At 50.4% G+C, this 25708-nt stretch carries 23 protein-coding genes and 1 riboswitch; of the genes, 20 read left to right on the top strand and 3 right to left on the bottom strand.

The window, feature by feature from the left end; translation table 11 throughout:
• The first annotated feature begins 169 nt into the window (after positions 1–169).
• From GVY43_RS06515 to GVY43_RS06505, 3 genes are all read left to right on the top strand, one after another.
• Positions 170–1612, top strand: a complete 1443-nt coding sequence (locus tag GVY43_RS06515; RefSeq protein WP_159562609.1) for a carbon starvation protein A — start codon at positions 170–172, stop codon at positions 1610–1612.
• Between the two features lie 95 nt (positions 1613–1707).
• Positions 1708–2379 (top strand): hemolysin III family protein, encoded by a 672-nt coding sequence (locus tag GVY43_RS06510; protein WP_051829405.1) that lies wholly within the window; start codon positions 1708–1710, stop codon positions 2377–2379.
• Positions 2380–2536: 157 nt separating this feature from the next.
• Positions 2537–3454 (top strand): proline dehydrogenase family protein, encoded by a 918-nt coding sequence (locus GVY43_RS06505; protein ID WP_012726871.1) that lies wholly within the window; start codon positions 2537–2539, stop codon positions 3452–3454.
• 226 nt (positions 3455–3680) lie between these two features.
• Here the strand turns inward: GVY43_RS06505 and GVY43_RS06500 are convergent, their stop codons facing one another.
• On the bottom strand, positions 3681–4583 hold the full coding sequence (locus tag GVY43_RS06500) for an SDR family oxidoreductase (RefSeq protein ID WP_159562608.1): 903 nt from the start codon (positions 4581–4583) through the stop codon (positions 3681–3683).
• Between the two features lie 214 nt (positions 4584–4797).
• Here GVY43_RS06500 and GVY43_RS06495 point away from each other — a divergent pair, with 214 nt between their 5' ends.
• The 6 genes from GVY43_RS06495 to gcvH all read left to right on the top strand — a co-directional run bounded on the left by GVY43_RS06495 (position 4798) and on the right by gcvH (position 11852).
• A complete protein-coding gene (locus GVY43_RS06495) occupies positions 4798–7209 on the top strand; it encodes a 3-hydroxyacyl-CoA dehydrogenase/enoyl-CoA hydratase family protein (RefSeq protein WP_159562607.1) in 2412 nt (803 codons plus the stop codon).
• Positions 7210–7227: 18 nt separating this feature from the next.
• A complete protein-coding gene (locus GVY43_RS06490) occupies positions 7228–8400 on the top strand; it encodes an acetyl-CoA C-acetyltransferase (protein WP_012726865.1) in 1173 nt (390 codons plus the stop codon).
• A 13-nt stretch (positions 8401–8413) separates the two neighbouring features.
• Positions 8414–10198: an acyl-CoA dehydrogenase family protein gene (locus tag GVY43_RS06485; RefSeq protein WP_159562606.1), complete on the top strand. Its 1785-nt coding sequence runs from the start codon at positions 8414–8416 to the stop codon at positions 10196–10198.
• A gap of 89 nt (positions 10199–10287) precedes the next feature.
• Positions 10288–11019, top strand: coding sequence for a hypothetical protein (locus tag GVY43_RS06480; protein WP_159562605.1), 732 nt, complete (start codon positions 10288–10290; stop codon positions 11017–11019).
• Between the two features lie 47 nt (positions 11020–11066).
• The gene (locus GVY43_RS06475) at positions 11067–11420 is read left to right on the top strand and encodes an arsenate reductase family protein (protein WP_159562604.1); all 354 of its coding nucleotides are present in this window, start codon (positions 11067–11069) and stop codon (positions 11418–11420) included.
• 48 nt (positions 11421–11468) lie between these two features.
• Positions 11469–11852, top strand: a complete 384-nt coding sequence (gene gcvH / locus GVY43_RS06470) for a glycine cleavage system protein GcvH (RefSeq protein WP_012726861.1) — start codon at positions 11469–11471, stop codon at positions 11850–11852.
• Positions 11853–11891: 39 nt separating this feature from the next.
• On the opposite strand, the gene GVY43_RS06465 is transcribed toward gcvH, so the two are convergent.
• Positions 11892–12947, bottom strand: a complete 1056-nt coding sequence (locus GVY43_RS06465) for a PTS transporter subunit IIC (protein WP_074036348.1) — start codon at positions 12945–12947, stop codon at positions 11892–11894.
• Positions 12948–13127: 180 nt separating this feature from the next.
• Between GVY43_RS06465 and GVY43_RS06460 the strand changes: the two genes are divergently transcribed.
• The 11 genes from GVY43_RS06460 (at position 13128) to GVY43_RS06410 (ending at position 24259) form a co-directional block, all read left to right on the top strand.
• Positions 13128–13385 (top strand): thioredoxin family protein, encoded by a 258-nt coding sequence (locus GVY43_RS06460; RefSeq protein ID WP_159562603.1) that lies wholly within the window; start codon positions 13128–13130, stop codon positions 13383–13385.
• Positions 13386–13835: 450 nt separating this feature from the next.
• Positions 13836–13942: riboswitch (SAM riboswitch) on the top strand.
• 77 nt (positions 13943–14019) lie between these two features.
• Positions 14020–15048 (top strand): methionine ABC transporter ATP-binding protein, encoded by a 1029-nt coding sequence (locus tag GVY43_RS06455; protein WP_147538181.1) that lies wholly within the window; start codon positions 14020–14022, stop codon positions 15046–15048.
• On the top strand, positions 15038–15700 hold the full coding sequence (locus GVY43_RS06450) for a methionine ABC transporter permease (protein ID WP_012726857.1): 663 nt from the start codon (positions 15038–15040) through the stop codon (positions 15698–15700). Before GVY43_RS06455 ends, GVY43_RS06450 begins: the two co-directional genes overlap by 11 nt.
• A gap of 30 nt (positions 15701–15730) precedes the next feature.
• Complete coding sequence (locus GVY43_RS06445; protein WP_159562602.1) at positions 15731–16564, top strand: MetQ/NlpA family ABC transporter substrate-binding protein; 834 nt, start codon at positions 15731–15733, stop codon at positions 16562–16564.
• 101 nt (positions 16565–16665) lie between these two features.
• Complete coding sequence (locus GVY43_RS06440; protein WP_159562601.1) at positions 16666–17880, top strand: MFS transporter; 1215 nt, start codon at positions 16666–16668, stop codon at positions 17878–17880.
• Positions 17881–18058: 178 nt separating this feature from the next.
• Positions 18059–18820, top strand: coding sequence for a Fe-S cluster assembly ATPase SufC (sufC, locus tag GVY43_RS06435; protein ID WP_143180266.1), 762 nt, complete (start codon positions 18059–18061; stop codon positions 18818–18820).
• A gap of 12 nt (positions 18821–18832) precedes the next feature.
• Complete coding sequence (sufD, locus tag GVY43_RS06430) at positions 18833–20101, top strand: Fe-S cluster assembly protein SufD (protein WP_074036358.1); 1269 nt, start codon at positions 18833–18835, stop codon at positions 20099–20101.
• A 1-nt stretch (position 20102) separates the two neighbouring features.
• Positions 20103–21323: a cysteine desulfurase gene (locus GVY43_RS06425; protein WP_159562600.1), complete on the top strand. Its 1221-nt coding sequence runs from the start codon at positions 20103–20105 to the stop codon at positions 21321–21323.
• Positions 21313–21747, top strand: coding sequence for a Fe-S cluster assembly sulfur transfer protein SufU (sufU, locus tag GVY43_RS06420; protein WP_026825487.1), 435 nt, complete (start codon positions 21313–21315; stop codon positions 21745–21747). The genes GVY43_RS06425 and sufU overlap by 11 nt, the downstream gene beginning before the upstream one ends.
• A gap of 19 nt (positions 21748–21766) precedes the next feature.
• Positions 21767–23164 carry a Fe-S cluster assembly protein SufB gene (gene sufB, locus GVY43_RS06415; RefSeq protein ID WP_012726850.1) on the top strand — a complete coding sequence of 466 codons (1398 nt, stop codon included), beginning with the start codon at positions 21767–21769 and terminating at the stop codon, positions 23162–23164.
• A 111-nt stretch (positions 23165–23275) separates the two neighbouring features.
• Positions 23276–24259: an L-lactate dehydrogenase gene (locus GVY43_RS06410; protein WP_159562599.1), complete on the top strand. Its 984-nt coding sequence runs from the start codon at positions 23276–23278 to the stop codon at positions 24257–24259.
• A gap of 35 nt (positions 24260–24294) precedes the next feature.
• Here GVY43_RS06410 and GVY43_RS06405 read toward each other — a convergent pair whose 3' ends face one another.
• Positions 24295–25677 carry a sodium:alanine symporter family protein gene (locus GVY43_RS06405; protein ID WP_159562598.1) on the bottom strand — a complete coding sequence of 461 codons (1383 nt, stop codon included), beginning with the start codon at positions 25675–25677 and terminating at the stop codon, positions 24295–24297.
• Between the last annotated feature and the right edge of the window lie 31 nt (positions 25678–25708).

Here is a 25708-nt window from a genome sequence, read left to right as displayed (position 1 = left end):
ATTCGGGCGTCGTTTTTTGTCGAATAAAAGTGTCTAAAATGTGAATGAAAGCCCTTACATTATCATTAACTCTTATGTATAATCAGACATGTAATCGGTTACATGACACGTGTAAACCGAAGAGCTGATGGGGTTTCGGCTACATATGTACGGAAAAGGGGACTGACAGATGATTACATTCTTCGTCGCACTCGCACTACTTTTGGTCGGGTATTTGGTATACGGTCGTTACGTTGAGAAGACGTTCGGCATCAAGGAAGAGCGGACGACGCCCGCCTATGCGTCTCAGGACGGCATCGACTACGTGCCGATGGGCAAAAAACGGAACTCGATGATTCAATTGCTCAACATCGCCGGTGTCGGACCAATCTTTGGACCGATTATGGGGGCGCTCTACGGACCGGTCGCCTTCCTTTGGATCGTGTTCGGATCGATCTTTGCCGGTGCGGTTCATGACTATTTGACAGGAATGATTTCCCTTCGAAATAACGGGGCACACTTGCCACAACTAGCGGAGAAGTTTCTCGGACGTTCACTTCGCCATATCGTCAATGGATTTGCACTTTTACTTTTACTTCTTGTCGGGACGGTGTTCGTCACGTCTCCGAGTAACATGATCAACAACTTGTTCGATGGGAATGCAACGACGCTCACCATCGTCATCTTCGCTGTGTTCGCTTACTACATCTTGGCGACGCTTCTTCCGGTCGATAAGATCATCGGACGCATCTACCCGTTCTTCGGGGCACTACTCGTCATCAGTGCCATCGGGATCGCGGTCAGTTTGTTCGCTCAAGGATATCAGATTCCAGAGATGACATTGACGAACATGCATCCGGACGGCTTGCCGATCTGGCCGCTCCTCTTCTTTACCATCTCATGTGGGGCGCTCTCTGGTTTCCATGCGACACAGTCGCCGATCATCTCGCGGACGACGATGAAAGAAAGCAACGGTCGTGAAATCTTCTACGGCATGATGATCGCCGAAGCGGTCATCGCGATGATTTGGGCTGGAGCGGCGATGGCCATCTTTGAGCCAGGTGAATTGCTTGGACTCATCAGTGCGGGCACTCCGGCACTCGTCGTGCAAGAAGTGGCGACACTCATGCTCGGCAGCATCGGCGGGACACTCGCGATTCTCGGAGTCATCGTCTTACCGATCACGTCAGGAGACACGGCATTCCGTAGCGCACGGATGATTATCGCGGACTACATGTCAATCGCACAGAAGAAGTTCTCGTCGCGTCTTTGGATCGCGCTTCCACTCTTCGCGATCTCATACGTGCTCACGAACATGGACTTCCAAATGCTTTGGCAATACTTCAACTGGGCGAACCAGACGACGGCGGTCATCGCACTCTTTGTCGGGGCGATGTACCTCTACATTAAAGGGAAAAACCACTACATCGCGCTCCTTCCGGGGACATTCATGTTGTATGCAGTCTGGTTCTACATCTTGACGGCGCCGATCGGCTTCAAGCTGGACGGAGTCCTTCCGTACGTCATCTCGACACTCGGCACGTTGACGCTTCTCGTCTTGTTCCACAAACGGGCACGCGCGATGCGGGCAGCACAAATGGAATGTGACGTTCCGGTGAAAGAAGTCGCATAATCTCGACACGGGCTAATCGGTAGCCCGTGTTTTTGATTGCGTTAAAATCGGGAAATGTCCATACTAGAAGGAACAGTTACGGAAGGTGGGAGCACATGAAACAAGAACAACTCAAAGAGATGCTCCATGCCGACACGCTCGGGGAAGAAATTGCGAGCGCGATCACGCACGGCTTAGGAGTCATCTTCAGCATCGTCGCCCTCGTCTTGCTCGTCATGAGCGCCACAGAGAGTGGGAGCACGTGGAACGTCACCGCGGTCAGTGTATTCGGGGCATCGATGATTTTACTTTATCTCTTCTCGACACTCATGCACGCCATCCCGCATCCACGGGCGAAACGGGTGCTGCAAGTGTTCGATCATGCGGGGATTTACTTACTCATAGCCGGAAGTTATACACCGTTTGCGCTCGTGACCCTTCACGGGACGCTCGGCTGGACGTTGTTCGGGATCGTGTGGGGTGTCGCGATTCTCGGGATCGTGTGGAAACTATTTTCGACCGGAAAGTACATGTGGGTGTCCAATGTGACATACCTCGCACTTGGCTGGATCTGCATCATCGCCATCCGTCCGTTGTATGAATCACTCGGTCATCAAGGGTTCATGCTTCTCCTCGCAGGAGGGATCGCCTATTCGGTCGGTATCGTGTTTTACGTGTGGCAAAAACTGCCGTTCAACCATGCCATTTGGCACTTGTTCGTCCTAGCGGGAAGCGTGTTCATCTTCCTCAGTATTTTACTCTATGTCGCACCTTCGACAAGCCTATAAGACAGCCGTCCTACGGGGCGTCTGTCTTTTTTGAAAAGTTGGGAAGAAAGTGCTGCAAACGGTTACAAAAATACAGACGAAATGACGTTTGTGTGTCATAATAATTGCAGACATCATCATAGAGATAGATGGGTGTAAAAGTAAGGGGGAAAATCAGATGGAAAAAGTGTTGCGCGATGGATTTATCTACATGTCACAAAACAAAACACTCAACAGTTTGGCAAAGAAATATGGCCTACGATTTGGTGCATCACGCTTTGTAGCAGGGGAAGACTTTAAGGCTTCTGTCCCGACGATTCGCGAACTCAACGCGAAAGGGTTGTCGGTCACGGTCGATCATCTCGGGGAATTTATTAAGACGGTCGAAGAGGCGAATACGAATCGCGACGAGATCATGCGTGCGATTGAAATTATGGCAGAAGAGCAATTAGACGCCTATATGTCACTCAAGCTGACGTCACTCGGATTCGATATCTCGGACGAGTTGATTGAAGACAACATGCGTCAAATTTTGACGGTCGCACAACGAGTCGGGGTCTTTGTGGCCATCGATATGGAAGATGAGCAGCGCTGTGAGAAGACGCTCGAATTGTTCAAAAAGCTGAAGTCTGAATTCGACGGTCTCGGAACGGTCATCCAGTCGTACTTGTACCGCTCGGAAGATGACATCAATCATCTTGCGCCGCTCAAGCCGAACCTCCGCATCGTCAAAGGGGCATATAAAGAGCCGGCGACGGTCGCGTTCCCTGAAAAAGAGGACGTGGACCATAACTACGTGAAGCTCGTCAAACTCCATCTTGCGAACGGGAACTACGCATCCATCGCGACACACGATGACCATATGATTGACGCCATCATCGAGCACGTCAAAGAGAACAACATTCCGCTCGACCAGTTCGAGTTCCAGATGTTATATGGCATCCGCGTCGAGCGTCAACTCGAGCTCGTGCGCCAAGGATACAAAGTCCGTGTCTACGTGCCATACGGTCGTGACTGGTACGGCTACTTCATGCGCCGTCTCGCGGAACGTCCGGCAAACGTGGCGTTCGTGTTAAAAGGAATGGTGAAGAAATAAAATGAGCACGAACGTCCGTCGAGGATGTTCGTGCTTTTTGATGTATGGAAAACGTCGATGCGTTCGATCTTCTAAATTGAGGAGGTGCTACGATTTGTTGTTTTCGTCCTCACTTACCCAAAACTCCGGACCGATTTGATCGGACAGCCAAAAGAAAAGTTCTTGATGTTCTTCTGGATGAACTGCACAAAAAGAAGACTCAGCTACGAACTGAGTCTTCGATCAATTATCCATTAATCACGGTTCCACCATTTACGTGGATGACTTGACCACTGACGTATGTCGAATCATCGCTTGCGAGATAGACATACGCCGGTGCGAGTTCGGCCGGTTGCCCCGGTCGTTTCATCTCTGCTGAATCGCCGAACGATTTCACCTTCTCCGCGTCAAACGTTGAAGGGATGAGCGGTGTCCAAATCGGTCCCGGGGCGACCCCGTTGACGCGAATCTTCTTGTCCGCCAAGTTTTTGGCGAGCGAGCGGGTGAATGCCGTGATGGCACCTTTCGTCGACGCATAGTCAATCAATTGGTCGTTTCCTTCATAGGCTGTGATCGAGGTCGTATTGATGATGCTCGCTCCTTCTTTTAAGTAGGGGAGCGCTGCTTTCGTTAAGTAGAACATGCTGAAGATATTCGTGCGGAACGTCTTCTCGAGTTGATCGTCCGAGATGTCGAGAAGCGATTCCTGCGGATGTTGTTCGGCAGCGTTATTGACGAGGATGTCAATCCGACCGAACGTCTCGAGCGTCTCTTCAACGACTCGTTGACAGAAAGAAGATTCGCCGAGGTCGCCTTGAAGCAAGAGACAGGCTTGACCTAAGTCCTCAATCCGTTCTTTCGTCGCTTCCGCGTCCTCGAGTTCGTTTTGGTCTTTATAGACGATGACGGAGTTCGCACCTTCATGGGCGAAGAAGATGGCGACCGACTTTCCGATCCCGGAATCCCCACCGGTGATGATCGCGACCTTGTCTTTTAACTTGTCACTTCCTTTATAGTCTTCCCGTTCATAGATCGGGAAAGGTTCCATCTTCGAATCGATTCCCGGTTGGTGCGACTGTTCTTGGGCTTTCTTCTTAAACGACTCAAAGTCCTTTCGGCTACCGACAGTGTTTAAACGATTATCATGCATGTATACATTCCCCTTTCTAAATTTGACTCTTGTTGTCTATACCACACACATTAAAAACTAATCGTTCATTCAAAAAATGGAATGAAATTGAAAAATGAACGCTTGCGAATGAATGTTCATTCATTTATGATAGAAGAGTAAACACGATGGTGATTGCGATTTTTTTTACGCGTGAAATGAATCACTATTCATTCTCATTTTAGGGGGGAACACTATGACGAGTCACATCGAACAATCAACCGACCTCCGTTTGACGAACTCAATTCGTTTTGCGGTCGTCATCGGTTCAGGAGTAATGGGGGCGGGGATTGCGGCTCACTTGGCGAACGCGGGGATTCGTTCGCTCATGCTCGACATCGTACCACGTGAATTGACAGCCAAAGAGGAAGCGAAAGGGTTGACGCTCGAGTCGCCGGAAGTACGCAATCGCATCGCCTCAGAAAACCGTCAAAAGCTATTGAAACAAAATCCAGCACCACTCGCGACAGCGGAACATCTCAACTTCATCGAAGTCGGGAACTTAGAAGATGACTTAGAGCGTTTGAAAGAAGCGGATTGGGTCATCGAAGTCGTCGTCGAACGTCTCGACGTGAAGCAACAACTCTTCGAGAAGATTGCACCTTACATCCGTGAAGACGCGATTCTCAGCTCGAACACGTCAGGGATCTCAATCGAAGCGATGGCAAGTGCCCTTCCGGAAGGATTGAAATCACGCTTCCTCGGCACGCACTTCTTCAACCCACCGCGTTACTTGAAGTTGCTCGAACTCATTCCGACGGAGAAAACAGCCCGTCCGGTCATCGACTTCATGTCACGTTTCGCTGAAGATCGTCTCGGCAAAGGTGTCGTCGAAGCAAAAGACACACCGAACTTCATCGGGAACCGGATTGGGACGTATGGTCTTCTCGTCACGTTTGAAGAGATGCTCAAGCAAAACGCTTCAATCGGAGAGATGGACTCGATCACAGGTCCACTCATCGGTCGTCCAAAATCAGCGACATTCCGCACACTCGACGTCGTCGGAATCGACACATTCGTCCACGTGGCGGGGAACGTCTACGAGACACTCGAATCAGGGGAAGAGAAGGACACGTTCGACGTTCCGAAAGAAATGAAGCAACTCGTTGAAAAAGGTTGGATCGGACAAAAGGCTGGTCAAGGCTTCTATAAGAAAGAAGGCAAGGTCATCCAGGAGTTGAATCTTCAGACGTTCGAATACGAACAATTGAAAGCGATTACAGGTCCTGAGCTCGATCAAATTAAGTCACTTCCTGGCTCGAAAGCAAAATTGAAAGGTGCCATCTTGAACAAAGGTCGCGTCGGCCAATTGCTCTGGCCAATCACGGCGAAGACGCTCGCTTACTCGGCACGTCTCACTGGTGAAATCGCCGATACGATCGTTGCGATTGACGATGCGATGAAGTGGGGCTTCGGTTGGAAGTTTGGACCGTTCGAGATGTGGGATGCCCTCGGTGTTGAGAAATCAGTCGAGCGTATGAAAGTGGAAGGCTATGACGTCCCGGCATGGATCGATGAGATGCTTGCTGCAGGCAATACGTCATTCTACAAGGGAGACCAGTATTACGATAAAGCGTCGAAGACGTATGTCGAGAAGACCGTCAACCCGAAAGAATTGAAACTCAAGCCGCTCGCAAAATCAAACGGCATCATTTTAGAAAATGGTGGCGCACGCCTCGTCGATATCGGTGATGACGTGGTCGCACTCGAATTCACATCACCAAACAACGCGATCGGTGTCGACATCATGCAGATGATCGAACAGTCGATCGATCGTGTCGAGCAAGACTTCAAAGGAATGGTCCTTGCCAACGACGGCAAGAACTTCTGTGTCGGTGCGAACCTTGCGATGATGCTTATGGAAGCCGAAGACGAGAACTGGTTCGAACTCGATTGGATCATCAACAAGTTCCAACAAGTCGTTCAAAAGATTCGTTATTCAAGTCGTCCGGTCGTTGCTGCACCGTACGGTATGACGCTCGGTGGTGGAACGGAAATCAGCTTACCGGCAGCCCGTATGCAAGCCGCACTTGAGACATACATGGGTCTTGTCGAAGTCGGTGTCGGCCTCATCCCTGGTGGGGGCGGAAACGTCAACACGTACCGTCGACTCCTTGAGCAGACACCAAAATCGATGCAAAACATCGAGAAGGCTGCGCAACAGACGTTCGAGAACATCGCGATGGCGAAAGTATCGAAGTCGGCATTTGATGCGAAAGCACTCGGTTACCATCGTGCGGTCGACGGCATCTCGATGAACCGCGACCACTTGACGTTCGATGCGAAACAAACGGTCCTTGAACTGGCTGACGGGTACACGGCACCGGTTCGTGAGAAGTTACCGGTCGTCGGTCAAACAGGTAAAGCGACGCTCGAACTCGCGGCGTACGAAATGTTCTACGGTGGTTATATTTCAGAGCACGATTTGAAGATTGCGAAGAAACTCGCACACGTCATCAGTGGTGGCGACTTGGCATACGGTACGCTCGTCGATGAGCAGTACTTCCTTGACATCGAGCGCGAAGCTTTCTTAAGCCTCATCGGGGAGCCGAAGTCACAACAACGGATGCAACACATGCTCGTGAAAGGCAAACCACTACGGAACTGATAAAGGGGGACAATACAGATGAGGGAAGCAGTCATCGTAGCCGGCGCACGGACGCCGGTCGGAAAAGCAAAACGCGGATCGTTCCGTAACGTTCGTTCGGACGAGCTCGCGGGATATGCCATCAAGGCAACGCTTGAGCGTTCAGGATATAAAGGCCCGATTGATGACGTCATCATGGGTTGTGCGATGCCAGAAGCGGAGCAAGGGATGAACATCGCTCGCTATGCGGCGGTCCGGGGGGGACTGTCGCACGAAGTTCCAGCGATCACCATCAACCGCTACTGCTCGTCAGGCCTTCAAGCCATCGCGGACGCGGCGGCCAAAATCATGATCGGTCAAGCGACGGCAATCATCGCTGGCGGTATGGAATCGATGAGCCAAGTGCCGATGGGTGGTCACGTCATCCGTCCAAACCCACACATCATGGAGACGGCACCAGAGTACTACATGAGCATGGGGCATACGGCAGAACGTGTTGCAGCCGAATATAACATCTCGCGTGAAGACCAAGATGCGTTCGCCATCAACAGTCACCAAAAGGCGGCAGCGGCTATCGCAGGTGGCAAGTTCCAAGAAGAAATCGTTCCTGTGACGGTCATCGAGCACGTACTCGGTGAAGACGGTAAAGTCGCGGAAGTGGAGAAAGTCGTGAAGCATGACGAAGGTGTCCGTGCCGATTCGACGATTGAAGCACTCGGGAAACTCCGCCCGGCCTTCAAAATCAAAGGGTCGGTCACAGCAGGTAACGCTTCACAAGTATCAGACGGAGCAGCAGCTGTCCTCGTCATGGACCGTGAAGAAGCAGAACGCCAAGGATTGCAACCGATGGCCAAGTTTCTCTCGTTCGCGGTCGGCGGTGTCCGTCCAGAAGTGATGGGAATCGGTCCAGTCGTCGCCATTCCGAAAGCACTCGAGATGGCTGGCGTGAAATTAGAAGAAGTCGGATTGTTCGAGTTGAATGAAGCGTTCGCGAGCCAGTCACTCGGTGTCATCCGTGAACTCGGAATCGATCCATCGAAAGTGAACGTGAACGGCGGCGCTATCGCCCTCGGTCACCCACTTGGATGTACGGGAGCAAAACTTTCAGTCTCGATCTTGCATGAGATGAAACGACGCAATGAGAAGTATGGGGTTGTCACGATGTGTATCGGCGGCGGAATGGGCGCGGCTGGTGTCTTCGAATTACTATAAGGGGGAATCGGATATGGAACGTACAGAACATGAATTGATTAAAGGCGGTAGCTTTGTCATTGACGCACTCGACGCAGAGCGTCTCTTCACACCAGAGGATTTCTCAGATGAGCATAAGATGATTGGTGACACGACGGCTGGATTTGTCGATGACCGCGTCATGCCAGTCCTCGAGCGCATCGAGAAACACGAGTTCGACCTCTCTGTCGAATTGTTGAAAGAAGCGGGCGAGCTCGGTCTTCTCGGAGCAGACGTTCCTGAAGAGTACGGCGGTTACCAACTCGATAAAATCTCATCTTCAATCATCACGGAGCGCTTCGCGAAAGCACGTTCGTTCGCACTCAGCTACGGCGCACACGTGGGGATCGGGACGCTCCCGATCGTCTTCTTCGGATCAGAAGAGCAAAAGCACAAGTACTTGCCAAAACTCGCGACAGGCGAATGGATCGCGGCTTACGCGCTCACTGAGCCAGGCTCAGGGTCTGACGCCCTCGGTGCGAAAACGACAGCTGTCTTGAATGAGGCGGGCACGCACTACGTCTTGAACGGCGAGAAACAATGGATCACAAACGCCGGCTTCGCGAACGTGTTCGTCGTCTATGCGAAAATCGATGGCGACAAGTTCAGTGCCTTCATCGTCGAGCGTGACTTTAAAGGAGTCTCAACGGGCGCAGAAGAGCAGAAGATGGGGATCAAGGGATCGTCGACACGTACGCTCATCCTTGAAGATGTCGAAGTACCAGTCGACAACCTTCTCGGTGAAGTTGGAAAAGGTCACGTCATCGCCTTCAACATCTTGAACGTCGGTCGTTACAAACTCGCAGTCGGAGCAGTCGGTTCTTCAAAACGTGCATTCGACCTCTCGGTTCAATATGCGAACGAGCGTAAACAGTTCAAGACACCGATCAGCCAATTCCCACTCATCCAAGAGAAATTGGCGACGATGGCAGCGAACATCTATGCGATGGAAAGTTCAGTCTATCGTACAGGTGGTTTGTTCCAGGATAGCTTGGATGCACTCGGTGATGAGAACATGCGCGACGGATCGAAAGTCGCACAAGCGATCGCAGAATACGCGATCGAATGCTCACTCAACAAAGTCTTCGCTTCTGAGACGTTCGACTATGTCGTCGATGAAGCCGTTCAAATTCATGGTGGATACGGATTCATGGCAGAGTATGAAGTCGAGAACCTCTACCGTGACTCACGGATCAACCGTATCTTCGAAGGGACGAACGAGATCAACCGTTTGATCGTCCCAGGTACGCTCCTCAAGAAAGCGATGAAAGGTGAATTACCGCTCCTCGCAGAAGCGCAAAAACTTCAAAAAGAGCTCATGAGCTACATGCCACAAGAATTGGATGGGTCACCACTCGCTCGCGAGAAGATGCTCCTTTCGAACATGAAGAAAATCAACTTGATGGTCGCGGGTACAGCTGTACAGAAGTATCAACAAGACCTTCAAAACGAACAAGAAATCTTGGCGAAGATTGCAGACATGATCAGTGCCATCTATGCGCTTGAAGCAGCCATCGCTCGTACAGACAAAGCGATTGCCCGTTCAGGCGAAGAGAAGAATACGCTCAAAGTCCGCTACACTGAAATCTTTGCGGAGCAAGTGTTCAAGCAAGTCGAACTCATGGCGAAAGAAGTGTTATACGCAGCGGCGTCTGGCGACGAGCAACGTATGCTTCTCTCGGCAATGAAGAAATTCAGCCGCTACCAGCCAATCAACGTGATCGGCACGAAGCGCGAAGTCGCAGCGAGCCTCATCAAAGCGAACAAGTTTATCGTCTAATCAAATTGACAGAAAGGGTGGACCGGACGCGGTCGATCCTTTCTTTTTTTGAGCTCTGCCACGTACAATAGAGACGAGGGGGAGAGATGATGACAAAACGAGATGTATTACTCGACCGGATGGAACGCATTGGACGGTCCGTAGCCGAACTGGACGGGACGCTCATGCTGCTCGCATTGGGGTCGATTGGACAAGAGACGGAGCGGTTGGATGAGTATTCGGACCTCGATTTCTTTTTGATTGTCGAGGATGGGCAGAAGGCGCGCTTTATCGATCGACTTGACTGGCTCGAGATCGAACCGCTTCATTATCAGTTCCAAAACACGAAGGACGGGCATAAGATCATGTACCATGATGGCATTTATGGTGAGTTCGCCGTCTTTGAACTGCATGAAATGGCGACCATCGCCTATACGCCAGGACGTGTCGTCTGGCGACGGGACAAGGCGCTCGAGGTATTTGCGACACCACGCCTCGAAATCACCCGTGAAACAGCGGCTTATTATTATGAAGAGGCGTTGACGAACCTATACGTCGGCTTGCTACGTGAACGTCGTGGCGAAACGCTCGCCGGATTCGAGCTCGTCCAGGTCGCAGCTGTTCAGAACGTCTTGAAGGCAATCGGTGAACAAGGGGACCCGTTCAATCCGACACGCCGGGTCGAGTCGAGACAGCCCAAGATGATTTCTTTCCTGTTGGGCGGGGTATTAGGATATGGCAAGTCAGGCGTCGCAGCCTCGACTATCTTACGTTTTATCGAAGAACGCTATGTGGTCAACCCAACGATGAAGCGAGAGATTGAACGGTTGCTTGAGACGTGATTTAAATTCTCTAGGTGTGCTACATTGAGGAAAGAGGTGATGAACAGATGGTGACACTATATGGCTATCCACCATGCAGTACATGTAAAAAGGCAGAAAAATGGTTGAAGGAACAAGGCATCGAGTATACATATATCCATATCGTCGAATCGACGCCGACGAAAGAGGAACTCGCCGAACTGTGGAAACAATCAGGTCTACCACTCAAAAAGTTCTTTAACACGAGCGGGCAAGTCTATCGGAACGAAGGCATCAAAGACAAGCTACCGAATCTATCAGAAGACGAACAACTCGAGCTATTAGCAAGCAATGGTATGCTTTTGAAGCGACCAATCGTCACAAATGGTGAAAAAACGACCGTCGGATTTTCAGAAAAGTCCTTTACGGACGTTTGGGGCTAAGTGCTATAATACAGATGTGAGTCTAATTTATTTGAGGGGGAAGTTAGGATGAGCAAAGTACCAGCAAATTTACGTTATTCAAAAGAACATGAGTGGGTAGAAGTAAATGGAACGAAAGCCCGCATCGGCATTACGGATTTCGCACAAAGCGAACTAGGGGACATCGTGTTTGTCGAACTCCCAGAAGTCGATGGTACGATTTTGCTTGACGAGCCATTCGGCTCAGTCGAATCAGTGAAGACGGTCTCTGAGTTGTATGCACCGGTATCTGGTCGCATCACGGCAGTGAACGAGGACCTCGCGGATTCTCCAGAACTCGTCAACGAGTCACCGTTTGAAAACGCATGGATGATTGAAGTCGAGTTGACGGAAGAGTCAGACCTCGACAAACTCATGTCTGCAGAAGAATACGAAGCGATGATTCAAGGATAATCAAAGCCGGCCTCTCCATTGGAGAAGCCGGCTTTTTGTTTACTCGAAATCGAGTCGGTAATGATCGGATTCGACGAGAGTCGTCCGTTCAAACACACGGTAGAAGAAGATTCCGAGTGCGACCGGAATCAGTCCGAACAAGACGATGACGAGCAGGACGTTGAAGAGAGCGAATCCACCCGGCATGAGGTGAAGGGCGTTCACCGGACCGATGAGACCTGACACGCCGAACCCGGCGCTGATTGGTGTTCCTTCAATTTTTAGAATCCCTGCGAGCGCACCGAGAATCGCCGCATTTGCCAAAATGGGAAGCATCATGATGGGGCGTCGGACAAAGTTCGCCATCTGAATCTTCGGAGAGCCGAGGAAATGGGCAATCGATGTGCCGGTCGCGTTTGCCTGCCATCCGGCGATCGCGAGACCGAATCCGGCAGCGACGACCCCGAGGTTCGCCGCACCAGCCGCGACACCGGACAAGCTGATGGCTGTCGCAATCCCGACAGTCGAGATCGGCGAGACGATAATGAGTGAGAACGCCATGGCGATCAGGATTCCCATGAGGACCGGTTGCAGGTCAGTCATTGTCATGATGAGTAGACCGATATACGTCGTGATCTGGGAGATGTACGTCAGTAGGAAAGTACCGATGCCTCCTGCGACGACAATGATGGTCATCGGCATAACAATGACCGTATACGTTTTCAAGTGGGGAGCGAGTTTCATGACAAGAAGTGTAGCGATTGCAGCGGTAACACCAGCTGTGATCACGTCCCCGATGCCGGCCATCACAAAAGCCCCTTCGTCGATTCGGACGGCACCGCTACCGACATACGTCGCAATCGCGATGGTCCCGGTTTCGAGAATCGATCGTCCGAACTGCATGGCGACCGCTAGCCCGATAATGGCTGGCAGAAGCCGCATCGCAATTGTCGTCGCATCCAATATGAATTGAAGAGACGGAAAATACGGAAGTATTGCTTTCGTTAATTCACCGAGCAAAGCGCTCGGGATGAGGGCGATCAGAATTGCCATGCTGAGACCGTTTAAGACGTTCATCGTGAACTGTTTCATCGTACCTGTTGCTTGTTCCGTCATCATTCATTCACCTGTCCTTCTTCTTTGCTGTTATGTACAAAAGCGATAAAGTTAGAACCCATATTATTCCTCTCTACAGAAAGAGTCAAGAGAATCATTGGAAAATTCTGAAATTTCATCAAAGCACGATTTTTGAATGAGAATCCATCGCCCCTTATAATGACAAGAGAGGTGAGAAGAATGATTACAGACGGATTCTTATATATATACGCCCCGATGTGTGGTACATGCGCTGTGGCGGAAAAAATGTTGACGGTCGTCGAAGCGATCGCCCCTGAAATTAAAATCGAAAAGCGAGATGCGAACTATATCCCAAAAGAGCTAGAAGCCTACCAAGTGATGAGCGTACCCGCCTTGTTGAAGCTTGAAAATGGCGAGGTTCAAGATCGATTGTACGCGTTTCAGAATGTGCAACATGTCCTCTCTTTCATGAAATGAGAGAGGAACATTAGAATAATCTGAAAATTTTAAATAATCAGTTGACACAGAAAGTTCACGAATGGTATATTCATTACAACATCTTACTTGAACACAAAATAGGACGCGATATTCCCGATATCAAGACGTTTTGGCGAAGCCGCTGCTACCTTTATACGAATACACGTCAGTCTTCCCTTCGATTGTCCCCCAAAAAAATCAAGCGAAGAAAGACGTTCCGTATAATTGCACGGTCCAAGCCAAGATCGAGTGATGATTGGTGAATCTCCCCCATGTAAGGATGTAAATCTTGAACGGGCAAAAGATTTTCATCTATGGGCTGTCCTTCCGTGACTCAAGGTGCTACGTTCTGTGTCGTCCTCGGACGGCACCTTTTTTTAATTTTTTTGAAAAAAGGATTTGACAGCAGAAAAAGCTGTCGCTATGATAAAGCTAATCGAATACACAACACTCTTATCAAGAGAGGCTGAGGGACTGGCCCTATGACGCCCAGCAACCGCGGAGCAATCCGAAATGGTGCTAATTCCAGCAAGGTGAGAAACCTTGACAGATGAGAGCAATCGTTGTCCGTACGATAAAGTGCGCACGTTTGCTCAAACGTGCGCGCTTTTTTTGTTGTCAGGAGGGAAAGGTATTGATTCAATTACGAAACGTCGCCAAATGGTTCGATACGAAGAATGGTCGTGTCCAGGCGGTCGATGATGTGTCATTAACAATTGATCGCGGTGAAATTTTTGGAATAATCGGATATTCGGGAGCGGGGAAATCGACGCTCATCCGATTACTCAACCGTCTCGAGTCACCGTCAAGCGGTGAAATCGAGGTCGCTGGGAGTGAGCTCACGAAGCTCAGCCCGAAAGAACTACGAGGGGTTCGCAAGAACGTCTCGATGGTCTTCCAGCACTTTAATCTTTTGTGGTCGCGCACGGTCGCAGAAAACATCAGCTTCCCACTCGAACTGATCGGGGTACCGGCAAGTGAGCGGAAACGACGCGTCCAAGAACTCGTCGAGCTCGTAGGTTTGGCTGGTCGTGAGGACAGCTATCCATCGCAACTGTCGGGCGGTCAAAAACAGCGAGTCGGGATCGCCCGCGCGCTCGCTACAAATCCTGAGGTTCTCCTCTGTGACGAAGCGACAAGCGCGCTCGACCCGAAGACGACGGATTCGATTCTCGAACTGCTCGTCAGTATCAATAAGAAGCTCGGATTGACGATCGTCCTCATCACGCATGAGATGCATGTCATCCAAAAGATTTGTCACCGTGTCGCCGTGATGGAGGCCGGCAAAGTCGTTGAGACCGGTCAAGTCTCGGACGTGTTCCAACATCCGGAGCAACCGATCACGAAAGAATTCGTCAAGCAAATCGGGGCGGTCGACGATCTATCGCTCACGTTCGAACACCTTAAAGAACGGTATCCGAGCGGTCAAATCGTCAAATTGAAATTCTTGAACGAGACGGCAGAACAACCGATTTTATCTGACGTCCTCAAGACGCATGACATCGGATTCAATATCATCGGCGGGAACGTGACCCAGTCACAAGTCGGTGCGCTCGGTACGCTATTCATCCAACTGATTGGGGAAGCAAGTGAAATCGATCGTGCCATCGCGTCGATTCGTTCGCAATCCGTAGAAGTGGAGGTGGAAAGCGATGTTTCCTAACGTAGATTGGCAAATTATGATGGAGCAGACTTGGGAGACGTTATACATGACGCTCGTCGCAGGTGTGGCGACGTTTGTGATCGGACTGGCTTTAGGCTTGATTCTCTATATTACAAACGAGTCGCTTTTATTGAAGAATCGTCCGATTTACGTCTTCGTCAGCGCGATCGTCAACGTGTTTCGTTCGATCCCGTTCATCATCTTAATTATCTTACTCATCCCGTTCACGTTGTTCCTACTCGGTACGATGCTCGGTTCGACGGCGGCGCTTCCGGCACTCATCATCGGAGCGGCACCGTTCTATGCTCGGATGGTCGAACTTGCGCTTCGTGAAGTCGACCGTGGGGTCATTGAAGCGGCCGAATCGATGGGAGCGACAAAATGGCAAATCATCTACAAAGTCTTGATTCCAGAAGCTCTTCCGGCAATCGTATCGGGACTCACGGTGACCATCGTAGCAATCGTCGGTTACACGGCGATGGCGGGGGTCGTCGGGGGTGGCGGACTCGGGAACTTAGCCTTCTTGGAAGGATTCCAACGCTCACAAAACGACGTCACGTTCGTGGCGACGGTGCTCATCTTGATCATCGTGTTCGTCATCCAATTCATCGGTGACCGACTCGTCACAAAGATAGATAAACGTTCAGCATAATCACACATATACCATTTGGAGGGATTCATTATGAAAACTTGGAAAACAGTACTCGGATTGACAGCATTATCAGCATTCACGGTTCTCGCGGCTTGCGGCGGGGAAGAGGCAGAAACAGGTTCTGGCGATGAGAAAACATTGATCGTCGGTGCGTCAAACGTACCGCACGCTGAGATTTTAGAGCACGTACAAGAAGAATATGAAGCAAAAGGTTACAAACTCGAAATCAAGAAGTTCCAAGACTACGTGCTTCCGAACAAGACGCTCGCGAGCGGGGAGCTCGATGCGAACTACTTCCAACACGAGCCATACCTCGAGTCACAAATGGCTGAGAACAAAGACTACAAATTCGCATCAGCAGGTGGCGTGCACATCGAGCCGATCGGTGTCTACTCACAAAAATACAAATCGCTTGACGAGCTTCCTGAAGGAGCGGAAATCATCATGAGCTCATCGGTCGCTGACCATGGACGAATCCTTACGATGCTCCAGTCAGAAGGTCTCATCACGCTTGCGGAAGGCAAAACGGTCGATGCGACAGTCGCTGACATCGTCGACAACCCGAAAGACTTGAAATTCAAGACGGACGTGGAAGCAGCACTTCTTCCAACGGCTTACAACAATGGAGAAGGTGATGCGGTCCTCATCAACACGAACTATGCGATCGATGCAGGTCTCAACCCACTCGAAGATGCGATTGCACTCGAAGGGGAAGATTCACCATACGTCAACTTGATCGTCACGCGTGAAGGGGACGAAGAAGACGAGCGCGTCAAGGCACTCCTCGAAGTATTGACGTCTGAAGAGACACAACAGTGGATCTTGGACGAATACAAAGGTGCGGTCGTACCGGTCAAACAATAAGTCATTTCGACTCAGGAGACTTCCTCCTGGGTCTTTTTTTGTCTAGTGTTCTTTCATAAAGAGAAGTACACTACATATATGAAAGAAAAGGGGGGATTTGGATGAAGCTCAGACAGATTCATCCACTGACGTGGGGCGTCCTGTTCGGGACGTTTTTTGCACGACTGGCGACGTTTTTTGTCATGCCATTTTTTGCGATCTATCTAGCTACGCTCGGCTTTTCAGCGAGTGTGATCGGAACGATCTTTGCCGTGACGGCACTTTCAGGTCTGTTCATGAGCTTCTTTGGGGGGACACTCTCTGATCGGTATGGACGAAAACAGCTCATGTTGATCGGGATCGTGCTCAATGCCGTCACGTTCGCTGGTCTCGCACTTGCGACGGAACTGTTTTGGTTTTACATGCTATCGATGTTGATGGGGATGTCGCGATCATTCCTAGAACCGGCTTCGCGTGCACTCATCAGTGATACGACGCAGGCAGATCAGCGGGTCATCGTCTATAATGTCCGTTACTTCATGATCAATATCGCCGCGGCCATCGGACCACTCTTGGCGGTCGTCTTGTCACTCACTGGTGTGAAGACTGCATTCTTCGTCGTGACGGCTGTCTACATATTATACGGGATCATTATATCTATCTTGTTTTACAAATATCCGTTTGAAGAAGGGGACGGAATCAAGGCACGCCCGCGCTTGACGGAGACGTTTCGTGTCCTGAGAGATGACCGAACGTTTCGGGCGGTCATCATCGGGATGATCTTCGCGATTATCGGTTATAGCCAGTTCAATTCGACGCTCCCGCAATTCATCGCGCTACGCGATGGACTAGAAGAAGGCTCGAGATTATTCGCCTACTTATTAACGACGAACGCCATCACGGTTCTCATCGTCCAATATCCGATTATGCGTTTCGGGATTCTTGTCTCTCCGATCAAGTCACTCTTCTTCGGGATTTCGACCTTGTCATTCGGACTTTTGCTTATTGGATTTGCGACGGTAGAGTGGGTACTATTTGTCGCGATGGCCATCTTTACCGTCGGTGAGGTGTTGATGTTCACCATGACGGACGTCTTGACGGATGAACTCGCGCCGGAACATTTACGGGGGACGTATTTCGGGGCAATGGGATTGACATCACTCGGTCAGACGGTCGGACCGATTATCGGTGGCGTGTTACTGGATACGTTCGGTCAGTCGTCGCTTCCTGTATTCGGAAGTTTGGCACTCTTGACGGGGTGTGGTGCCTTCTTCTTCGCGGCTGCCGTACGAGAGCGGAAAGCAGTCCTCGCACTCGTCGAAGAAAATGCCGGATAATGTCTTGATTTCCTACTATTAGCATTCTCAACTTTTATCATTCTATTGAGAATGAATTCTAAGGTGAGTCGCTTGAAATAAAAAAATGACTAGTCTAAGATTAGAATATATCTAATCTACGCCATTCACTATGGCGAGAAAATACGGAAGGGGTATCCGAATGTCTAACGTACCACAAATGAAAATTGATGACCTCCGCGTCTCAATCGAAGGAAAAGAGATTGTCAAAGGTCTTAACCTAGAAATTAAAGGTGGCGAAATTCATGCCATCATGGGTCCTAACGGGACTGGTAAATCAACACTCGCATCAGCACTCATGGGTCATCCACTTTATGAGGTCACTGGGGGAAGCGTCGAATTAAACGGCGAAGATGTTCTCGAGATGGAAGTCGACGAGCGCGCACAAGCAGGGATGTTCCTTGCGATGCAGTACCCGGCTGAAATCAGTGGTGTCACAAACGCGGACTTCTTGCGTTCGGCAATCAACTCACGTCGTGAAGAAGGTCAAGAAATCTCGCTCATGAAGTTCATTCGTGAACTCGATGCGAAGATGGAGCTTCTCGAAATCCCTTCAGAAATGGCACACCGTTATTTAAACGAAGGATTCTCAGGCGGTGAGAAGAAACGTAACGAAATTCTTCAAATGATGATGATTCAACCGAACATCGCCATCTTGGATGAAATCGACTCAGGTCTTGATATCGATGCCCTTAAAGTCGTTGCCAAAGGCGTAAACGAAATGCGTTCAGAAGAGTTCGGCTGCTTGATCATCACGCACTACCAACGTCTCCTCAACTATATTGAGCCAGACTTCGTACACATCATGATGGACGGGAAAATCGTCATGTCTGGTGGTAAAGAGCTCGCACAGCGACTCGAGGCAGAAGGTTACGACTGGGTGAAGCAAGAACTCGGAATGACAGTAGACACAGAAGCGTAAGGAGGCTGTACGATGACCGTACAATTTGAATTGGATGCACAAGCGTTGTCGGCACGTGCAGAAGCGCTCGGCGGACCAGCATGGATGGTCAACCGTCGTAAAGAGGCAGCAGAACTTGCGCCGACACTTGCTTTGCCAAAAGTTGAAAAAATTAAGATTGATAAGTGGGACTTCACAGCGGGAGATGTCGAGCTCGAACAAAAAGACGGCTTGACAGCGGACATCGAATCACTCCTCGGAGACCACCGGACAAACGTGCTCGTTGAACGCAACGGTCATGTCGTCTATAACGAATTGTCGATGCCTGAAGGCGTCTTGTTCATGGGAATCAAAGAAGCGATGGAGCAACATCCTGAGCTCGTTGAGAAATACTTCATGACTGAAGGCGTACGTGTCGATGAAGAACGTCTTTCGGCGTTGAATGCTGCCCTCACAAACGGTGGTGCATTCATCTACGTACCGAAAAACACGCAATTGAAAGATCCGCTTCAAGCCATCTTCACGATGGAACAGGCGAACGGTGCCCTCTATCACCACACGATCCTCGTCGCAGACGAAGGCAGTGAAGTGACATACATCGAAAACTTCCTTTCTGGCACGAATGAACCACACACGGTCAACGTCGTGACGGAAGTATTCGCTGGAGAGAACGCGAAAGTCGTCTTCGGTGGTGTCGATCAGCTCGCTGAATCAGCACTTACGTTCATGAACCGTCGCGGTGTCGTCTATGCGAACGGTCGCCTCGATTGGGCGCTCGGTCACATGAACGACGGGAACTCAGTCGTCGAGACGAAGACTCACCTCGTCGGCGACAACACGTATTCAGATACAAAAGCTGTGACAATCGGTCGCGGTGCACAGAAACAAAACTTCAACATCCGTACCGACCACTTCGGGAAAGCATCTGAAGGGTTCATCTTGATTCACGGTGTCCAAAAAGACGCAGCCACTGCAATCTTCAGCGGGACATCGATGATTCACCACGGTGCGTCAAAATCGAACGGTGTACAAACAGAGCGCGTCTTGATGCTCTCTGAAAAAGCACGTGGGGATGCCAACCCGATTCTTCTTATCGATGAAGATGACGTTATGGCAGGTCACGCAGCATCTGTCGGTCGTGTCGATGATGTTCAATTGTACTACTTGATGAGCCGTGGTTTGTCTCGCCAAGAGGCAGAGCGTTTAATCATCCACGGATTCTTGACGCCTGTCGTCGAAGAACTCGCAATCGATTCGGTCAAAGACCGTCTCCGCGAAGTCATCGAAGGGAAAGTACGTTAAGATGTTGAACGCCTCGATTCGTGAACAGTTTCCGATTTTAGATCAGGAAATCAATGGACACCCGCTCGTTTATCTTGATAGCGCGGCGAGCTCACAAAAGCCGCTCGCTGTCATCGAGGCGATCGAGGACTATTATCGTCGCAACCATTCGAACGTGCATCGTGGCGTCCATACGCTCGGGACGCAAGCGACGGATGCGTATGAAGGAGCACGTGAACGCGTCCGCTCATTCATCCATGCGGCGGTTCCTGAAGAAATCATTTTCACTCGTGGAACGACGACGGCCATCAACTTGGTCGCATCGAGCTACGGAGATGCGAATGTCGGTGAAGGCGACGAGATCGTCCTCACTCCGATGGAACATCATGCGAACTTAATCCCATGGCAACAACTCGCCAAGCGAAAAGGCGCGACACTTCGTTACGTCGAGCTCACGCCGGACGGACGTGTCACACTCGATGCGGTTCAAGCGGTGTTATCAGACCGGACGAAAATCGTCGCGATGAGTCACGTCTCGAACGTACTCGGGACGATTAACCCGATTGCCGAAGTCGCTCGACTCGCGCATGAGTTGGGTGCCGTCATGGTCGTCGATGCCGCGCAAAGTGCACCGCACCGAAAACTTGACGTCCAAGCACTCGACTGTGACTTCCTCGCCTTTTCTGGACATAAGATGCTCGGACCGACTGGGATCGGTGTCTTATATGGGAAGAAGCAACTCCTCAAGAACATGGAGCCGGTCGAGTTCGGTGGCGAGATGATTGACTATGTCGATTTATATGAATCGACGTGGAAAGACATCCCGTACCGTTTCGAAGCGGGAACACCGATTATCGCCGGAGCGGTCGGACTTGCGGCAGCCATCGATTTCTTAGAAGAAATCGGTCTTGAAAACGTCGAAGCACACGAACGTGAACTCGCGTCTTACGCAATCGAGCAGATGAAAACGATTGAAGGGATCGAGATTTACGGTCCTGAAGATCGCGTCGGTCTCGTCACGTTCAACTTGAAGGACGTTCATGCGCACGACCTCGCGACTGTGCTCGATATGCAAGGTATCGCGGTTCGTGCCGGTCATCACTGTGCACAACCACTCATGCGTCTTTTGAAGCAATCATCGACGGCACGGGCGAGCTTCTATTTGTATAACACAAAAGAAGAAGTCGACCGCTTCATCGAGGGATTACGTCAAACGAAGGAGTATTTCAATTATGAGTTTTAATAATCTCGACATGTTGTACCGCCAGGTCATCATGGATCACTATAAAAACCCAAGAAACCGTGGCGTCATCGAAGATGGCGTGACGGTGGACTTGAACAACCCGACGTGTGGGGATTCGCTTCGTCTTCAACTACAGGTCGAAGACGACATCGTCAAAGATGCGAAGTTTGAAGGGGAAGGCTGCTCAATCAGTCTCGCCTCGGCATCGATGATGACCCAAATCGTCAAAGGAAAAACAGTAGAAGAGGCGCTTCAACTCGCCAACATCTTCTCTGAAATGGTTCAAGGAAAAGAGTACGACACGGATACGTTTGACCTCGGTGATATCGAGGCGCTCTCAGGCGTATCGAAATTCCCGGCTCGAATCAAGTGTGCCACGCTCGCGTGGAAGGCGCTTGAAAAAGGAGTAGACGAGGACGCGTAAGGAGAAGGAGGAGACCGATATGGCAAAGAACATGCCGGAAATTGGCGATTATAAATACGGCTTCCATGATCGGGACGTTTCGATTTTCCGTTCAGGCCGTGGCTTGACGACAGAAATCGTAGAGACGATCTCGCGCATGAAAGAAGAGCCACAATGGATGCTCGACTTCCGTTTGAAGTCGTTGGATCACTTCAACAAGATGGCGATGCCGACATGGGGCGGAGACCTCTCGGCACTTGATTTCGACGAAATCACGTACTATGTCAAACCATCTGAAAAGACAGAACGCTCATGGGATGAGGTACCAGAAGAAATCAAACGTACGTTTGACAAGCTCGGTATCCCAGAAGCAGAGCAAAAATACTTGGCAGGTGTCTCGGCTCAGTATGAGTCTGAGGTTGTCTACCATAGCATGCAAGAAGACTTCGAAGAAAAAGGTGTCATCTTCAAAGATACAGACACAGCCCTCAAAGAAGACGAAGAGATCTTCAAAGAGTACTTCGGGAAGTTGATTCCGCCGACGGACAACAAGTTTGCGGCCCTCAACTCAGCTGTTTGGTCGGGTGGCTCGTTCATCTATGTACCAAAAGGCGTAAAACTTGAGCAACCGCTCCAAGCCTACTTCCGCATCAACTCGGAAAACATGGGTCAATTCGAGCGTACGCTCATCATCGTCGACGAAGGCGCATCGGTTCATTACGTCGAAGGATGTACGGCACCGGTTTACACAACGAACTCGCTTCACTCAGCGGTTGTTGAGATCTTCGTCAACAAAGATGCATATTGCCGTTACACGACGATCCAAAACTGGGCGAACAACGTCTACAACTTGGTAACGAAACGTGCAGTCTGTGAAGCGGGTGGATCGATGGAGTGGATCGATGGAAACATCGGATCGAAACTCACAATGAAATACCCAGCTGTCATCTTGAAAGGGGAAGGCGCACGTGGGATGACACTCTCAATCGCCCTCGCTGGTAAAGGACAGCACCAAGACGCTGGCGCGAAAATGATTCACCTCGCACCAAACACGTCGTCGTCTATCGTCTCAAAATCGATTTCGAAACAAGGCGGAAAAGTATCGTACCGTGGAATCGTCCACTTCGGCCGTAAGGCGAAGGGCGCACGCTCGAACATCGAGTGTGACACGCTCATCATGGACAACGAGTCGACTTCAGATACGATCCCGTACAATGAAATCTTGAACGACCAAGTGTCGCTCGAGCACGAAGCGAAAGTCTCAAAAGTGTCAGAAGAGCAACTCTTCTACCTCATGAGCCGTGGAATCTCGGAAGAAGAAGCGACAGAAATGATCGTAATGGGCTTCATCGAGCCATTCACAAAAGAATTACCAATGGAATATGCGGTCGAAATGAACCGTCTCATCAAGTTCGAGATGGAAGGTTCGATTGGATAATTGCTTGAATGACGGATTTCCTGTAAAAAGGGGTCCGTTTTTTTTGTTATGTCGATGCCATATGTAGGGTATGCTAAAAAAGAGAAAGAATCATAGAAAGGATGGATACACATGTCACGTATTCCGCATAAAGATGAGATTGACCCGAAAGACATCACTCGCATCGCCGTCATCGGTGCAGGTTGGGTCGGCGTCAGTTTCGCCTATCAATTATCCACGGCTGCGCTTTGCGAGGAGCTCGTCTTAATCGACTCGAATCATGCCAAGGCAGAAGGAGAGGCGATGGACCTCAATCATGGGATCTCATTCGCCCCGACACCGGTCCGGATTTGGGCAGGGGACTACTCGGATTGTAAAGACGCAGATATCGTCGTCATCACGGCAGGAGCCGCACAAAAACTTGGGCAGACACGGATGGACCTCGTCGAGCAAAACGCCAAGGTCGTCCGCACCGTGACCGAAGACTTGATGAAGAGCGGGTTCGACGGCATTTTAGTCGTCGCGACGAACCCGGTCGATGTGATGGCACACGTCGCCTGGAAAGCATCGGGTTTACCAAAAGAACGCGTCATCGGTTCAGGGACGGTCCTCGATACAGCACGACTCCGTTACAAACTTGGAGACTATTTCGAACTATCGCCACGAAACTGCCACGCCTACTATATGGGTGAACATGGGGATACGGGCTTTGTCGCATGGAACAACGCACGCATCTATGGGAAGAGTATCGATGAACTATTGGCGGAGAACGAGAAATATCAGTTCGAAGACTTAGAAGCGATCTATGCGGACGTACGCGACGCTGCTTACCAGATCATCGAGCATAAGAACGCCGCCTATTATGCGATTGGGGTAGGCTTGCTTCGCATCATCCGGGCCATCGTCCGAAATGAAAACTCCGTCGTGACGATTGGCGCTCACCTAGACGGCGAGTACGGGGCGAGTGACGTGCATATTGGCGTACCGGCCTTGATTGACCGAAGTGGCATTCGTAAGATCATCGAGATTGAATTGACGAACGAAGAACAACAGAAGTTTGACGCCTCGGTACAAACTATCAAAGCAGGGATTGAGAAAGTCGAACCCGCATCCTAAAAAAGATCCGACTGCTTAGGCAGTCGGATTGTTGCTTAAGACGCCTCTTCTTCGGCGATATCTTTCTTGTAATACTTCTCGGATGTGAAGAACTCGGTTGTCAATCGTTTCACTTCACCACTTAGAAGCAAGACGGCAATCATATTCGGGATGAGGATCATCGCTAGCATCAAGTCTAGGAAGTTCCAAATCATCTGAGCGCCTCCAATCGAACCGATGACAATCGAGACGATATAAACGGCCTTCATGATTTTTCCTGCCGTCAAACCGAATAAGTACTCGGCTTGTCGCGAGCCGTAAAAGATGATGACGATAATGGTCGAGAGGACGAAGAAGATGAGCGAGATGGTGACGAGTAAGCTTCCCGTGTAACCGAAGTATTCATTGAAAGCAATCGTCGTCAACGCTGCTGGGTCATCCATCGCTCCGTCTGCCGTCCAGACACCTGAAGACAAGACGACGAATGCGGTCGTGCTACAAATGATGAGCGTATCGATGACGATCCCGATGACGGCCCAGAACCCTTGGCGCACCGGATGGTCCGTCTGTGCCGCGGCGTGGGCAATCGGTGCCGTTCCAAGACCGGCTTCATTTGAATAGAGTCCACGGGCGAAGCCCCAACGAATCGTCTCAGCAACGGCGGCACCGGCAAACCCACCGAACGCGGCCATCGGCTCGAATGCATAAGAGAAGATGAGACTGAGAACGTTTGGAATCTCAGAGAAGTTCATCAAGACGATGACGAGTCCGGCTCCGACATAGACGAGTGCCATGCCAGGGACGACGATCTCGGTGACTTTCGCGATGCGCTTCAGTCCGCCAAAGACGATGATGCCCACAAGAATAGCGACGACAATCCCCGTGATGAGCGTGTTCCCATTGAACGTCTCACGGACTGCCGAGCTGACAGCGTTTCCTTGTACCATGATACTCGGAATGAGTTCGATCATGAGAGCGAAGGCGAACCACGTCGCGAGCCACTTCCAACGAAGTCCTTTTGATATGTAGTAGACCGGTCCCCCGACAAATTCGCCGGCATCATTCTTCTCACGATAGTGCACGGCCAGTACGCTCTCTGAGAACTTGATGGCCATGCCGATGATAGCGATGACCCACATCCAGAAGATGGCACCCGGTCCCCCGAACATAATCGCTGCAGGTACACCGATGATGTTCGCGGCCCCGACTGTTGAAGAGAGGGCTGACGTCAACGCTTGTCTCGGACTGATGTCGCCTTCACCTTTCGGCTTTTTGAAAATGCTGCCGAATGTTTGCTTGAATATGTAGATGGGGTAACGAAACTGAAAGAAACCGAGCTTGATGGTGAGGAAGATACCGGATAAAACGAGTAACGAGATAATCGGTACGCCCCAAAGCCAGTCGGAAACGTTCGTGACAAGAGTAATAAATTCATTCATACAACCACTCCAATTCCATTATTTTACTTAA

It is taken from the genome of Exiguobacterium sp. 8H (assembly GCF_902506255.1).
Classification (GTDB): Bacteria; Bacillota; Bacilli; order Exiguobacteriales; family Exiguobacteriaceae; genus Exiguobacterium; species Exiguobacterium profundum.
This window is presented reverse-complemented; position numbering and strand designations above follow the sequence as displayed.

Coding starts and splice junctions, on each gene's coding strand:
- GVY43_RS06515 (WP_159562609.1), top strand. CDS start 170: ATGATTACATTCTTCGTCGCACTCGCACTACTTTTGGTCGGGTATTTG.
- GVY43_RS06510 (WP_051829405.1), top strand. CDS start 1,708: ATGAAACAAGAACAACTCAAAGAGATGCTCCATGCCGACACGCTCGGG.
- GVY43_RS06505 (WP_012726871.1), top strand. CDS start 2,537: ATGGAAAAAGTGTTGCGCGATGGATTTATCTACATGTCACAAAACAAA.
- GVY43_RS06500 (WP_159562608.1), bottom strand. CDS start 4,583: ATGCATGATAATCGTTTAAACACTGTCGGTAGCCGAAAGGACTTTGAG.
- GVY43_RS06495 (WP_159562607.1), top strand. CDS start 4,798: ATGACGAGTCACATCGAACAATCAACCGACCTCCGTTTGACGAACTCA.
- GVY43_RS06490 (WP_012726865.1), top strand. CDS start 7,228: ATGAGGGAAGCAGTCATCGTAGCCGGCGCACGGACGCCGGTCGGAAAA.
- GVY43_RS06485 (WP_159562606.1), top strand. CDS start 8,414: ATGGAACGTACAGAACATGAATTGATTAAAGGCGGTAGCTTTGTCATT.
- GVY43_RS06480 (WP_159562605.1), top strand. CDS start 10,288: ATGACAAAACGAGATGTATTACTCGACCGGATGGAACGCATTGGACGG.
- GVY43_RS06475 (WP_159562604.1), top strand. CDS start 11,067: ATGGTGACACTATATGGCTATCCACCATGCAGTACATGTAAAAAGGCA.
- gcvH (WP_012726861.1), top strand. CDS start 11,469: ATGAGCAAAGTACCAGCAAATTTACGTTATTCAAAAGAACATGAGTGG.
- GVY43_RS06465 (WP_074036348.1), bottom strand. CDS start 12,947: ATGACGGAACAAGCAACAGGTACGATGAAACAGTTCACGATGAACGTC.
- GVY43_RS06460 (WP_159562603.1), top strand. CDS start 13,128: ATGATTACAGACGGATTCTTATATATATACGCCCCGATGTGTGGTACA.
- GVY43_RS06450 (WP_012726857.1), top strand. CDS start 15,038: ATGTTTCCTAACGTAGATTGGCAAATTATGATGGAGCAGACTTGGGAG.
- GVY43_RS06445 (WP_159562602.1), top strand. CDS start 15,731: ATGAAAACTTGGAAAACAGTACTCGGATTGACAGCATTATCAGCATTC.
- GVY43_RS06440 (WP_159562601.1), top strand. CDS start 16,666: ATGAAGCTCAGACAGATTCATCCACTGACGTGGGGCGTCCTGTTCGGG.
- sufC (WP_143180266.1), top strand. CDS start 18,059: ATGAAAATTGATGACCTCCGCGTCTCAATCGAAGGAAAAGAGATTGTC.
- sufD (WP_074036358.1), top strand. CDS start 18,833: ATGACCGTACAATTTGAATTGGATGCACAAGCGTTGTCGGCACGTGCA.
- GVY43_RS06425 (WP_159562600.1), top strand. CDS start 20,103: ATGTTGAACGCCTCGATTCGTGAACAGTTTCCGATTTTAGATCAGGAA.
- sufU (WP_026825487.1), top strand. CDS start 21,313: ATGAGTTTTAATAATCTCGACATGTTGTACCGCCAGGTCATCATGGAT.
- sufB (WP_012726850.1), top strand. CDS start 21,767: ATGGCAAAGAACATGCCGGAAATTGGCGATTATAAATACGGCTTCCAT.
- GVY43_RS06410 (WP_159562599.1), top strand. CDS start 23,276: ATGTCACGTATTCCGCATAAAGATGAGATTGACCCGAAAGACATCACT.
- GVY43_RS06405 (WP_159562598.1), bottom strand. CDS start 25,677: ATGAATGAATTTATTACTCTTGTCACGAACGTTTCCGACTGGCTTTGG.